Genomic DNA, 13,673 nt, shown 5'->3' on the forward strand with positions numbered 1-13,673 from the left:
GAAGACCACTCCGGAAGACACCGCTCTGAAGACCACTCCGGAAGACACCGCTCTTACCGGCAAGATCATCGCCAACGACGTGGACGGCGACAGCCTGACCTACACCGTGAAAACCGGCGCAGCGCCTGCCCACGGCACCCTTGTGCTCAACGCGGCCACCGGTGACTACACCTACACCCCGGCCAAGGACTACAACGGCGGCGACAGCTTCACCGTCAGCGTCAGCGATGGTCATGGCGGCACCGTCGACTCCGTGGTGACCATCTCCGTCACCCCGGTCAACGACGCGCCTACCACCAGCGACCAGTCCAAGTCCACCGCGGAAGACACCCCGCTGACCGGCAAGATCATCGCCAACGACGTCGACGGCGATATCCTGAGCTACACCGTGAAGACCGGCGCAGCTCCGGCCCACGGCACTGTCACGCTCAACGCGACCACCGGTGACTACACCTACACCCCGGCCAAGGACTACAACGGCCCGGACAGCTTCACCGTGCGTGTCAGCGATGGCCACGGCGGCACCGTCGACTCGGTGGTGACCATCTCTGTCACCCCGGTCAACGACGCACCGACCACCAGCGACCAGTCGAAGACCACTCCGGAAGACACCGCTCTTACCGGCAAGATCATCGCCAACGACGTGGACGGCGACAGCCTGACCTACACCGTGAAGACCGGCGCCGCGCCGGCCCACGGCACCCTCGTGCTCAACGCGGCCACCGGTGACTACACCTACACCCCGGCCAAGGACTACAACGGCGGCGACAGCTTCACCGTCAGCGTCAGCGATGGCCACGGCGGCACCGTCGACTCCGTGGTGACCATCTCCGTCACCCCGGTGAACGACGCACCGACCACCAGCGACCAGTCCAAGTCCACCGCCGAAGACACCCCGCTGACCGGCAAGATCATTGCCAACGACGTCGACGGCGATACCCTGACCTACGCCGTGAAGAATGGCTCCGCGCCGGCCCACGGCACCGTCACGCTCAACGCGACGACCGGTGACTATACCTACACCCCGACCAAGGACTACAACGGCAGCGACAGCTTCACCGTGCGTGTCAGCGATGGTCACGGCGGTACCGTCGACTCGGTGGTGAGCATCAACGTCACCCCGGTCAACGATGCACCCGAAGCCAAGAACGACAGCAAGTCCACCGGCGAGAACAGCGCCTTCACCAGCCAGGTGCCAGTGGCGACCGACGTCGACAGCGCGGTCAACGCCAACGGCTACAGCCTGGTCCAGGGCGTGGGCAGCGGTAACGGCAGCCTGACCTTCAACGCCAACGGCAGCTACACCTTCAACCCGGGCACCGACTTCGACACCCTCGCTCCGGGCGAAAGCCGCGAGGTGACCTTCACCTACACCGCCAAGGACGTCGAAGGCGCAGTCAGCGCACCGGCCACCGTGACCATCACCGTCAACGGCGCCAACGACACCCCCAACGGCGCCGACAAGACCATCACCCTCGACGAGGACAGCTCGCGCAGCTTCAGCGCCAGCGACTTCGGCTTCAGCGACGTCGACCACAACGACGCCCTCACCGCCGTGCGCATCGACAGCCTGCCCACCAACGGCACGCTGAAGCTCAACGGCAGCGCCGTGATTGCCGGCCAGGTGGTCAACGTCGCCGACCTCGGCAAGCTGGTGTTCGCCCCGGCGGCCAACGCCAACGGCAACAACTACGCGAACTTCACCTTCTCGGTGAAGGACAGCAACGGCGGCTTCGACACCACGCCGAACAAGCTGACCTTCAACGTCACCCCGGTGAACGACAACCCGGTGGCGGTGAACGACTCGTACTCGCTGAGCGGCCTGAAGGGCAACTACTGGGGCTACAACGAAGGCCCGGACGGCCTCAACCTGACCACCCTGAGCCAGGTGACCAGCTTCATGAACGGTCACACGCCCAGCGCCACCTTCACCTCCACCAGCCTGAACTACAACCTCGGCGGCGGAGACCTGGGCGGCGACGGCAACCTGCAGAAGTTCCTCGGCAACGACGCGCAGAGCCTGAACACCGACCCGGCGAACACCTCCGATGCGATCATCCAGCTCACCGGCCTGGTGAACCTCAATGCGGGTTCCTACCAGTTCCGCGTGAATGCGGACGACGGTTTCATCATCCGCATCGACGGCAAGGAAGTCTTCAAGTACGACGGCAACCAGAGCCCGACCGGCCGCGAATCCGCCGTCTTCAGCATCGCCGACAGCGGCAATCACCAGATCGAGATCGTCTACTGGGATCAGGGTGGCCAGGCCCAGCTGCAGGTCGAACTGCGTCCGCAGGGCGGCACCTACAGCGTGCTCGGCGGCACCCCGCTGACCCACACCGTGGGCGAGCTGGTGACCAACGAAGACACCCCGCTGACCATCGCCCCGCAGACCCTGCTGGGCAATGACAGCGACGTGGATGGCGACTCGCTGTCGATCATCAGCGTCCAGGGTGCCGTCAACGGCAGCGTCAAGCTGGAAGGCGGCAACGTCGTGTTCTCGCCGAACAAGGACTTCAACGGCAACGGCAGCTTCACCTACACCATCAGCGACGGCCACGGCGGCACCAGCACCGCGACCGTCACCGTTGGTGTGACCGCGGTCAACGATGCGCCGGATGCGAAGAGCGACAGCAAGTCCACCGGCGAGAACACCTCGATCAGCGGCCAGGTTCCGACCGCCACCGACGTCGACAGCGCCGTGGATGCCAACGGCTACGCGCTGGTCAGCGGCCCGAGCGCCGGCACCCTGACCTTCAACGCCAACGGCAGCTACGTGTACAACCCGGGCACCGCATTCGACTCGCTCAATGCCGGTGAAACCCGCCAGGTGACCTTCACCTACACCGCCAAGGACGTCCAGGGCGCCGTCAGCGCTCCGGCCACCGTGACCATCACCATCAACGGCGAGAACGACGCCCCGACCGGCGCCGACAAGACCGTCAGCCTCAACGAGGACAGCAGCCGCACGTTCAGCGCTGCCGACTTCGGCTTCGCCGACAAGGACAGCGGGGACGCCCTCAAGGCCATCCGCATCGACAACCTGCCCACCGCCGGCAGCCTGACCCTCAACGGTCAGTCGGTCACCGCCGGTCAGGTGATCGCCGTCAGCCTGCTCGCCAGCCTGGTCTACACCCCGATCGCCAACGCCGCCGGTTCGGCCTACGCGACCCTGAAGTTCTCGGTACAGGACGGCCACGACGCCTTCTCCGGCTCGTCCAACACCCTGACCTTCAGCGTCACCGCGGTGAACGACGCGCCGCTGTCGGCGGACGCCTCGGCCAGCCTGTATGCCGGCAAGACCTACACCTTCGGGCTCAAGGACTTCGCCTTCAGCGATACCGCGGACTCGGCCAACGGCCAGAACCACAGCCTGCAGAACGTCGTCATCAAGGCCCTGCCGGACTCCGGCAGCCTGCTGCTCAATGGCGTTGCAGTGAAGGCCGGCCAGGCCATCAGCGTCAGCGACGTCTCCGGCGGCAAGCTGACCTTCGTGCCGGACGCCTCGGGCGCCAACGCGCACTTCAGCTTCGCCGTGCAGGACAGCGGCGGCACTGCCAACGGCGGGGTCGATACCTCGGCGACCTACGGCTTCGACCTCCACGTCGGCCAGGTGCAGATCCCGACCACCACCCCCAACGGCGACAACGACCTCACCGGCGGCTCGGGTGACGACGTCATCCTCGGCGACGTGGGCGGCATCAAGACGCTCACCCAGGGCGGCACCAACTACAACATCGCCCTGGTGGTCGACACCTCCGGCAGCATGGCCTGGAACCTTGCCGGCCAGTCCGGCAGCACCGCCGACTCGCGGATGAAGCTGGTCAAGGACGCCCTGGTCAGCCTGGCCAACGAACTCAAGGGCCATGACGGCATCATCAACATCGCCCTGATCGGCTTCCAGAGCACCGCCAGCCTGAAGGTCAGCATCTCCGACCTGACCAGCGCCAACATCGACAAGCTGGTCACTGCCATCAACGGCCTGTCCGCCACCGGCGGCACCGATTACCAGGCGGCGTTCGAGCAGGCGGTCAGCTGGTTCAACGGCAAGGCCAACGGCTACACCAACCTGACGCTGTTCCTCACCGACGGCGACCCGACCGAGTCGAAAAACTACGGTGACGGCTCCAGCACCAGCACCAGCATCGTCAAGGAGTCGGCTCAGGCGTTCGTTACCCTCAGCGGCCTGAGCGAAGTGCGTGCCATCGGCATCGGCACCAACGTCAACTCGGACATCCTCAAGCACTTCGACAACACCAGCGTCACCGGTGTCGATACCTCGATGGCCCTGGCTGCGGCGAAAACCTCCACGCTGTTCACCTTTGACAACGGCAGCGCGCTGCCGGGCTGGACCCTGTCCAAGAGCTCCACCGGTACCGTCGCCATTGCCAACAGCAAGCTGGCCCTGACCGACACCCATGCCGCTGGTTCCAGCTCGGCCATCAGTTCGGACCTGACTGTCGCCAAGAACAGCATGTCGACCTTCAGCTTCGACTTCGCCGACACCATGAGCCGTGGCGATACCTTCACCTGGTCGCTGCAGAAGAACGTCGACGGTGTCTGGACCACGGTCGAGACCAAGACGCTGGCGTTCAACGCAAGCAATACCACCTACACCACCGGTGCAGTGGGCGAAGGTACCTACCACCTGAGCTACGAGCTGAACGACACCACCAACAACGGCAGCACCGCTGGCGTCACTATCGACAACATCAAGCAGACCACCACCGCTTATGCGCCGACCGGCGAAGTGGACATCGTCAAGCAGGCCAGCGACCTCACCGCCGCCCTGCATGGTGGCACCACCTCCACCGAGCTGGCACCGTCCGGCAACGACACCATCCATGGTGGCGCAGGTGACGACATCATCTTCGGTGACACCATCAACACCGATAACCTGCCCTGGGGCGTCAACGGCAACCCGGCGAAACCATCGGACATGCCAGCGGGTTCGGGAGTCAGCGCGCTGTCGGCGTTCCTGGAGCTGAAGAACGGCCATGCCGCGACCAGCGACGAGATGTACGACTACATCAAGAACAACCACGCGCTGTTCAACGTCGAAGGTGACACCCGTGGCGGCAGCGACCACCTGTACGGTGGCGATGGCAACGACATCCTCTACGGCCAGGGCGGCAACGACTTCCTGTTCGGCGAGAATGGCAATGACATCCTCATCGGCGGCACGGGCGACGACCAGCTCACTGGCGGCAAGGGCAACGACATCCTCACCGGCGGTGCGGGTGCCGACCTGTTCATCTGGAAGGCGGGCGACGTCGGCAACGACATCATCACCGACTTCAAGGCGAGCGAAGGCGACCGCATCGACATCAGCGACCTGCTGCCGGACACCGCGCACAACGACATCCTCAGCTACCTGAAGGTGGATACCACCACGTCGACCCTGCAGGTGAGCACCACCGGGCAGATCAACAACGGCGGCGCGGCGGACGTCACCATCAAGCTGAGCGGCGTGGATCTCTCCAGCTACGGCTCGACCTCCACGGAAATCGTCAACAAGCTGGTGGCGGGCTCCGATCCGGTGGTCAAGACTGAGCATCACTGATCCCAGGTTGCCGCCAGGCAGCCAACCGGTCAGGCTCTGACACGGCGACAGCGGGGCCATCCTTCGGGATGGCTCCGCTGTCGTTCCTTCACATCACAAGCAATGGGGACGGGCCGATGCTGTACATCCAGCGCAACGCCGACGGAAAAATCGCGCGCGTCGAAGACGCCGAGTTCGACGGAGCCACCGGCAAGCTGCCGGCGGACCACCCGGACATCCAGGCCTGGGCGGCCGAAAGCAGCCTGCTGCAACTCAAGCAGAGCGACCTGGACATGATCCGGGTACTGGAAGACCTGATCTCGGTGCTGATCACCAAGGGCGTGATCCGCATCACCGACCTGCCGCCGGCGGCACGCTCGAAACTGCTCAACCGCACCCAGGCCCGTGAAGCCCTGGGCGGGCTGACCCGGCTGATCAACGACGACGAGGAAACGGGGCTGATCTGAGCCCCGTTTTTTTCTGGCTCAGGTGTTGGCGCTCGGCTTACCTATAACCGCACCCATGAGCCGCCCCTGCCGGCTGATGCCGACGCCCAGGCTCGCGTAGGAGCGGACCCTGTCCGCGAAATCCCGCGCGACGTACTCCGCAGCCTGGCATTACAACCACCCTTCAACACAACCTGTAGGAGCGAGCTTGCTCGCGAACCGCACTCTATCTCCCTCCCCGGCAGGACGCTGACGACGTTCAGGCTGTCGGCGCGGGTCCATCGATGGGTATCGCTGCGCTCCACGCCATCCTACGTTGGTGCCTCACCGTGACTTCGGTGCGGGTGGGCGCTCTGATCGCGGACAAGGTCCGCTCCTACGAAAAGCTGTTATACCGGTGCGGGGATGGTTCGCGAGCAAGCTCGCTCCTACGAAGAGCGAATCTCTGGCTCTGGCTCTTGAAGACTTCCAGAGAAACATCCGCACGCGCCGAATGCCCCGTTCAGGAGGCCTCGTTGAAGCGGAGTTTCAGGGGTTGAGCGACATGGATGTCGCGAGAGCGCTGTCGGGCCAGGGACGGCCCGTCAGCGCGTGCCCCTGAAACTTCGCTTCAACGAGGGTATTTTTCGCCTAGGCGAAAAACCGGATGTCCGGGGCAAGCCTTTTGGTTACTTTTCGGCGTTTGGAAAAGTAACTCGCCCGAGGGGGCGAAACGAGAAGCCCGCGCGCATGCCGAAGCGGCGCAGAACATCCATGCTGAAGCAGCATCATGCGGGCATGGGCTAGCTCCTACAGCGCATTGAAATCCAGTGTTTCTCGACGAGCGCGGAGCCCGCCGCGCAGGACATCGCGGACAAAGTCCGCTCCTACGCAACCGTGAACCCCGGCATCAACCTGTAGGAGCGAGCTTGCTCGCGAACCGCCGGCAAGACCGGCGTCGCAACGACAAGGCCGCCACCGCACGCACAAACTCAGATCACCACGGCGCCGGCCCACCAAACAACTGCCCCTGCACGCCCTGAATCCCCATCTCCTTCAGCACCCGGAACTCCCCCGCCGTCTCCACGCGCTCGGCGATCAGCGGCAGGTCGATGCTGTGCGCCGCCCGCTGCATGGCCTCGATGAACAGGCGCTTGTCGTTCTCCTGGTCGATATGGCGGATGTGGCTGCCATCGACCTTGAGATACGCCAGCCCCAGCCGCGCCAGGTTACCGATCATGCTGAAGCGCCCGCCGAAGTGCTGCAGGCTCAGGCGATAGCCCAGCTCGCCAAGGCGGCGGGTCAGGGCTTCGAGTACCGGCTGCGCCGGCAACTGGTCTTCTTCCAGCTCCAGGGTCAGGCGCCCGGCGAACTGCGGATGCTGGCGCAGCAGGTCGAACACCCGAGTGGTCGCCCACTCGTCGCGCAGCAACGCAGCAGAGAGGTTCAGCGCCAGCGGGCGGTTGTGCCTGGCCATGTCGGCCAGCACGCTTTCGAGCATCAGCAGGTCCAGCCGTGCGGTCCAGCCGAAGCGGTCCAGCCAGGGCAGGAAGCGCCCGGCGGCGATGCTGCCGCCCTGCCCGTCCGGCAGGCGCGAGAGCACCTTGTAATGCAGCACCACCTGCGGGTCGGCGCAGGACACCACCGCCTGGAAGTGCAGCTGGAAGCGCTTGTGCATCAGCGCCTCGTCGAGCAGTTTGTGCCAGGTGTGACGCTCCTCGGCGACCGGCTTGGCGCCGCCCTGGAGGAAGGCCCAGCAGCTGTCGTTCTGTCGCTCGGCCTGCACCAGTGCCTCGTCCGCGCGCTGCAGGAGGGCCTGGGCGGAGTCGCCGGAAACAAAGGGCACCAACCCCAGGCACGCCACCGGGCTGACATCGCTGGCACCGGTGGTGGCCAGCGCGGCAAGCATGCCCTCCAGGCGCATCGCCAGGGTCGGCGCTTCCTCGGGCATCAGCCCCGGCGCCAGCATCACGAACTCGCCGCCACGGCTGCGCGCCAGGGTGAAGCCGGCGCCCAGTCCCTGCCCGGAAAGGCGCAGCTGGTCGGCCACGGCCTTGAGCAACTGGTCGACGCGCTGGCCGCCCAGGCGCTGGTTGAGGCCGGCCAGATCGTTTACCCGCAGCACCAGCAGCACACCGCTGCTGACCTGGTCTTCGGCGCTCAAGCGGTTGTGCAGCTGCATGTCGAAGAAGCGCCGGTTGCCCAGCCCGGTCAGGCTGTCCTGATAGGCCTCGTCGCGCAGGCGTTCGCTGCGTTCGGCCTGCTCCTGGAACAGCGCCTTGAGCTTTTCCACCATCTGGTTCATCGCCTGTACAACGCGGCGCAGCTCGGGGGTGCGCGGCAGCTCGGGCAGGCTGAGGAATTCGCGGCGGGCGATGGCGTGGGACTGCGCCACCATGTAGTCCAGCGGGCGCAGCTGGCGGCGCAGCAGGATGGCGCCGAGCACGGCGCTGGCGATGCCGCACAGCACCAGCCAGAGCAGGCTGCCCAGGGCGCTCTGCCAGAGTTTGGCAATGGCGAACATCGGGTGGCTCTGCACCTCGACCCGCGCCGCCTGGGTCCAGCCGCGGCTGACGATGGCGTCGCCGCCGGCCGAGTGCAGGTCGATCAGTGTGACGAACCACTGCGGCACCTTGGCCGCCACCGCGTCAGGCACGCCGGTGCGCTCGACGATGACCTTGTTGGTGGCCAGGTCGATCACCCGGATGCTCTCGAAGTAGCCGCTGTCGAAGATCGAACTGACCATCAGCTCGACCATCGCCGGATCGTCGATGTTCGGCGTCAGCGACAGCCCCAGCGCGGTGGCCGCGTCCTGGGCGTGGGAGCGCAACTGGTTGCCGTACTGCTCGCGGGAGCTTTCCAGGCTGACCATGAAGCCACCGGTGAAAGCGACCACCAGGAACAGGCAGATGGCGATCAACAACTGTTTGAACAGGGACATCGTGTCTCCAGGCTCCCTCGTCGGAGCTAATCGTATCGGTACAGCGCTCGTTTCTGTGGCTGGTCGCTCAAAGGCTATTCATCCAGCGGGAAGCCTTCGGCCTTCATTTTCTTCAACAGGTCCTGCCAACGCGAAAGCCGCTTGCTGTCGCCCACCTGCTTGCCGCCGCCCGCGCCACTGCCGGCCAGCCACAGGCCCTCGCCGTTGAAGGCGTAGACCGGCTGCAGGTCGCTGCGCTGACTGGCCGGCAGGATGCTGCCGATCAGGTTGTCCAGCACCAGCGGCACGGCGTCGGGCCGCGAGTAGTACGTCAGCACCATGTGCGCCTGGTTCAGGCGCAGCGCCTTGACGTAGGTTATGCGCAGCTTCTGTGCCGGCACGCCGAGATGCCGCAGGCTCATGTACTTGGCGATGGCGAAGTCCTCGCAATCGCCAGCGCCCTTGTACAGCGCCTCCACCGGAGTGGCCCAGTAGTCCACTTCGTGCCAGAGGCTCAAGTCGTCGGTGAAGCGCAGTTGGTCGTTGAAGAAGCGATTGACCGCCTGCAGCTGGTCGCGTTCCGCTGCAGCGGACTGCTGCGCGAGCAGCTTCTGCCAGGCATCGATGCGCAGCTGGCCCTCCCCCAGCGGCCCGTAGAGGCGCGTTGACTGCTCGCTGATCAGCTTGAAGTTCCACTCGCTCTGCTGCGCCCCCGCCAGCACGCCGAGCGAAGTCACCAGCACCAGGGCCAACGACCCCGGCCAGCAACGGCGCAACATCCTGGGAAAACGGCTGAACACGTTCGCGACTACTCGACTGCGAGCACCGGCAACCAGCTGCCGGCGCAAGCGTCGCATGGTGCAGACTGGCCGCGAAAAAAACAATGGCACAATGCGATCATCGCAATGTGCCATCTAGTGCTGGCGCGGCCTGCAGGGGAGCCGGTTGCGCCAGAGGGGAAGGGATCAGTCAGCTCTTCTGCGGCGGCGTGACGATGTCGAACCAGAAGTTGAAGTCCTCCAGCAGGCCGAACAGCTTGGGCAGCAGCAGCGGGTTGCCCGAGCTCTTGAGCTTGCCCTCGAACACCAGACGCACCGGCGAGACCTGCTTGAGCATCAGGCGGTTGAGGTCGGCACGGTCGATGGTCACGGTCTGCCCGGCGTTCTCGCTCTGCACACCCTTGATGTTGTTCAGGTGCGAGTTCTTCAGCTCCAGCAGGTATTGCTCGTTCTTGTCCGGCAGCACCAGGTTGATGGAGAAGTCTTCGCCTTCGGCCTTCTCGGCGTTCAGGCGTACGCCCAGGTAGTCGAACAGCAGGCCGGTATCCATCGCCGCCAGCGCATCGGGGCTGCCCGACTTCATGGTCGGCAGGTCACGCGGCACGCCGTTGCGCAGCTCCTGCGCGGCCGCCAGGTAGCTGTTGCGCCAGCCGGCGTTCTCCGCCTGGTAGCCGAGCTGCTCCAGGGCGTCGGCCTGCAGGTTGCGCGCGGCCTGGTTGCTCGGGTCGGCGAAGACCAGCTTGTTGACCACCTCCACTACCCAGCGGTATTCGCCCTTGTCGAACGAGGCCCTGGCCATCTGCAGCAGGTGGTCGGCGCCGCCCATGTACTCGACGTACTTCACTGCCGAGTCTTCCGGCGCCAGCGGGTTCAGCGTCGCCGGGTTGCTGTCGTAGTAGCCCAGGTACTTGTTCACCACCGCGCGCACGTTGTGGCTGACGCTGCCGTGGTAGCCACGGTTGAACCACTCGTTGGCCAGCTCCGGCGGCACCTTCAGGCGCTCGTGGATCTGGTTGATGGTCACCCCGTTGTTGGCCAGGTGCAGGGTCTGGTCGTTCAGGTAGCCGTACATGTCGCGCTGCTTCTCCAGGGTGTGGACGATGTCCTCGTGCCCCCAGCGCGGCCAGTTGTGCACGGCGAACATCACCTCGGCCTGGTCGCCGAAACGATGCAGCGCCTGGTTGATGTACTTGCTCCAGCCCAGCGGGTCGCGGGTCTCGGCGCCGCGCAGGGTGTAGAGGTTGTGCAGGGTAGCGGTGACGTTCTCGGCCATCAGCAGCGCCTTCTGCTGCGGCAGCCAGACGTTCATCTCCGCCGGCGATTCAGTGCCCGGCGTGTTCTGGAAGGTGAAGGGCACGCCATCGATGTCCATGTCCACCAGCTCGCCATCGACGGTCTTCGTCGGCGCGATGATGCTCATCGGACCGTGGGCGACGCCCTTGCCGATGGCCATGTCGACCTGGCCGTTCGGCCCCTTGGGCAGCAGCGTGCCGTACTGGTAGGTGGCGCGGCGCAGCATGGCGTTGCCAGCCAGCACGTTCTCCTTGATCGCCGCTTCCATGAAGCCCTTGGGCGCGATGATCTGCACCTCGCCCTTGTCCACCTGCTCCTGGCTGACCAGGCCTTTGACGCCGCCGAAGTGGTCGATGTGGGCGTGGCTGTAGATCACCGCACGGATCGGCTTCTGCCCCAGCTCCTGGCTCACCAGCGCGTAGGCGGCCTTGGAGGTCGCCGGGGTGGTCAGGGTGTCGATGACGATCCAGCCGGTCTTGCCTTCGATGAAGGTGGTGTTGGCGAGGTCGAAACCGCGCACCTGGTAGATGCCGTCGGTGACCTTGAACAGACCGTAGCTGAGGTTCAGCTGGGCCTGGCGCATCAGGCTCGGGTTGACGCTGGCGACATCCTTGGCGGCCTTGAGGAAGTCATAGCCGCCCAGTTCCCAGGCAACTGTGCCGTCCTCGTTCTTGATCACCAGGTTCTCGGGGCGCTTGATCAGGCCCTTCTCCACACGGTCGAAGTCGGCACGGTCACTGAACGGCAGCGACTGGCGCACCTGCTCCTGGGCAGCTTCGGTGAAAGTGGAGGGTGGCTTGGGCTGTTCGGCGGCGACCAGCAGGCCGGGGCAGAGGCTGGCGACCAGCACGGCAGCGGAAAGACGGGACATCGGAGGGCTCCGGAATTTGTTGTTGTGCTCGCACTATGCCGGCCGTCGCGTTAATAATTCCAATGCATTCCAAATTCATAATCAATGCAGGAAGCGCATGAGCGATCTTCGCCAGCTACGCCACTTCGTCGCCCTGGCCGAACACGGCCACTTCGCCCGCGCCGCCGATGCGGTGAATCTTAGCCAACCCGCCCTGTCGCGCAGCATCCAGGCTCTGGAAGGCCAGCTGAGTTGCCAATTGGTGGACCGCAATCCGCGCGGCGTCACCCTCACCGCCCACGGCCGGCTAGTGCTGGAGCACGCCCGCCGCCTGCTGGCCGGCGACCGCGCGCTGAAGAACGCCGTGCTGCAGATGGCCGACCTGGAAACCGGCGAACTGCGCCTGGGCGCCGGACCCTTTCCCGGCGCGCGGCTGATGCCGCAGGTGCTGGCGCGCTACAGCAGCGCGCACCCGAAGGTGTCGATCCTGCTGTCCATCGAGAACTGGAGCGAGCTGCACCAGCGCCTGCTGGACGACGAGCTGGAACTGTTCATCGCCGACTATCGCGAACTCGAAGGTGACAGCCGCCTAGACATCCTGCCGCTACGGGTTCACCGGGGCGTACTGTTCTGCCGACCGGGGCATCCACTGATCGGCACCGAGGCGTCTGTAGAACACGTGCTCGACTACCCGCTGGCCGGCCCGCGCCTGCCGCGCGACGCCCACGAAGGGCTGGCGCGTACCCTCGGCCGCGAGCAGCCGCTGAGTGTGCAATGCGATGACGTGCTGATGCTCAAGGAACTGGTGAAAGGCAGCGACGTGCTCTGCCTGGCGACCTGGGATGTGGTGGCCGCCGATGTGCAGGCCGGGACCCTGGCGCTGCTGCCCTGGCCCAGCAGCGGTGACGTCGCCGGGCGTGGCTCCGCCTACGCCCTGGTGCGCCACGCCAGCCGCAGCCTGTCGCCGGCGGCCAGCCAGTTCGTGGAAATGCTGCTGGAGGAAGACGCGGCGTTCAACGCCGCGTCGTGAGCGCTCTGCGCACAATGGCGTGGAGCGAAGCGATACTCATCAGGACCACGCCTCAACGATGCCACCCCTGGTACGGGCCACCGTAGTAGGCCGGCGGCGGCGGTGCCGGACGGTAATAGTGCGGTCGATCACGCCAGCCTCCATGGTCATGCTCGTAGACCACACAGCCGGTCAACGGAAGGATCATCAGTACTGCAGCGAAGATACGACGCATGGCGCCTCCATCAAGCGAGACGGCCGCCCTGCCGGATGCAGGGCGTACATTCTTCCGGTCTCGCAAGATCAGACATTTCCTTCAGAAGGCGGTGCCGCAGCGAAAGGTAAAGCTTGGGTAAATCAGCCGTTTACAGTTTCCAGGCGGCGCAGCTTGCGGCCCTGCAGGTGCAGCACGCCGAACAGCAGCACCTGTACCTGCTCCAGCCAGGAGCGACGGCGAGCCAGCAGCAGCACCTCGCCCAGGTGCACCACCAGCAGGATCGCGGAGAGCCACAGCAGCGGGCGATGCAGCTCGCCGAACGGGTAGATCAGGTTGAGCACGGCGGCGAGCCAGAACATGGACAGCGCCCCCTTGGCGAAGCTCAGCAACTCGGACATGGCGATGGAATCCTCGAAGGTGAAGGTCGCAGCAGTCTGCCGCCCGGCGCGCCCCACACGCTCCTGTCTTTCGACTGGCCCTCGCACCAGGATGCGGCGGCGCGCTTCATTTGAGGGCGCCCGGATGCCCTCGCTTGCAGCGAAAAACCTCCGCCGATCCAGCGCAGCCCTTCTGCCCCGGCACTTTCGCCGACTTGGCACGCCGCTCGCTTTGCAATTGGTGTGCAGGAGAGATCCGAA

7 protein-coding genes are annotated in these 13,673 nt (G+C 65.3%); 3 read left to right on the forward strand and 4 right to left on the reverse strand.

Annotated features, from left to right (window positions below; genetic code table 11):
* Both QO207_RS21980 and QO207_RS21985 read left to right on the forward strand, forming a co-directional pair.
* The coding region (locus QO207_RS21980; RefSeq protein WP_301534415.1) for an Ig-like domain-containing protein at positions 1-5,563 on the forward strand (5,563 nt) is incomplete at its 5' end.
* Positions 5,564-5,679: 116 nt separating this feature from the next.
* Positions 5,680-6,009 carry a tryptophan synthase subunit beta gene (locus QO207_RS21985; protein WP_184587194.1) on the forward strand — a complete coding sequence of 110 codons (330 nt, stop codon included), beginning with the start codon at positions 5,680-5,682 and terminating at the stop codon, positions 6,007-6,009.
* Between the two features lie 955 nt (positions 6,010-6,964).
* Here the strand turns inward: QO207_RS21985 and lapD are convergent.
* The 3 genes from lapD to QO207_RS22000 all read right to left on the reverse strand — a co-directional run bounded on the left by lapD (position 6,965) and on the right by QO207_RS22000 (position 11,830).
* A complete protein-coding gene (gene lapD, locus QO207_RS21990) occupies positions 6,965-8,908 on the reverse strand; it encodes a cyclic di-GMP receptor LapD (RefSeq protein WP_301534416.1) in 1,944 nt (647 codons plus the stop codon).
* Between the two features lie 74 nt (positions 8,909-8,982).
* On the reverse strand, positions 8,983-9,666 hold the full coding sequence (gene lapG / locus QO207_RS21995; protein WP_301534417.1) for a cysteine protease LapG: 684 nt from the start codon (positions 9,664-9,666) through the stop codon (positions 8,983-8,985).
* A 190-nt stretch (positions 9,667-9,856) separates the two neighbouring features.
* Positions 9,857-11,830: an alkyl/aryl-sulfatase gene (locus tag QO207_RS22000; RefSeq protein WP_301534418.1), complete on the reverse strand. Its 1,974-nt coding sequence runs from the start codon at positions 11,828-11,830 to the stop codon at positions 9,857-9,859.
* A gap of 97 nt (positions 11,831-11,927) precedes the next feature.
* Between QO207_RS22000 and QO207_RS22005 the strand changes: the two genes are divergently transcribed.
* Entirely contained in the window at positions 11,928-12,839 is a 912-nt protein-coding gene (locus QO207_RS22005) for a LysR family transcriptional regulator (RefSeq protein WP_301534419.1), read from the forward strand.
* A gap of 336 nt (positions 12,840-13,175) precedes the next feature.
* On the opposite strand, the gene QO207_RS22010 is transcribed toward QO207_RS22005, so the two are convergent.
* The gene (locus tag QO207_RS22010; protein WP_301534420.1) at positions 13,176-13,433 is read right to left on the reverse strand and encodes a DUF1145 domain-containing protein; all 258 of its coding nucleotides are present in this window, start codon (positions 13,431-13,433) and stop codon (positions 13,176-13,178) included.
* Positions 13,434-13,673 lie beyond the last annotated feature (240 nt).

Source organism: Pseudomonas sp. CAN1 (assembly GCF_030462585.1).
Lineage (GTDB): Bacteria > Pseudomonadota > Gammaproteobacteria > Pseudomonadales > Pseudomonadaceae > Pseudomonas.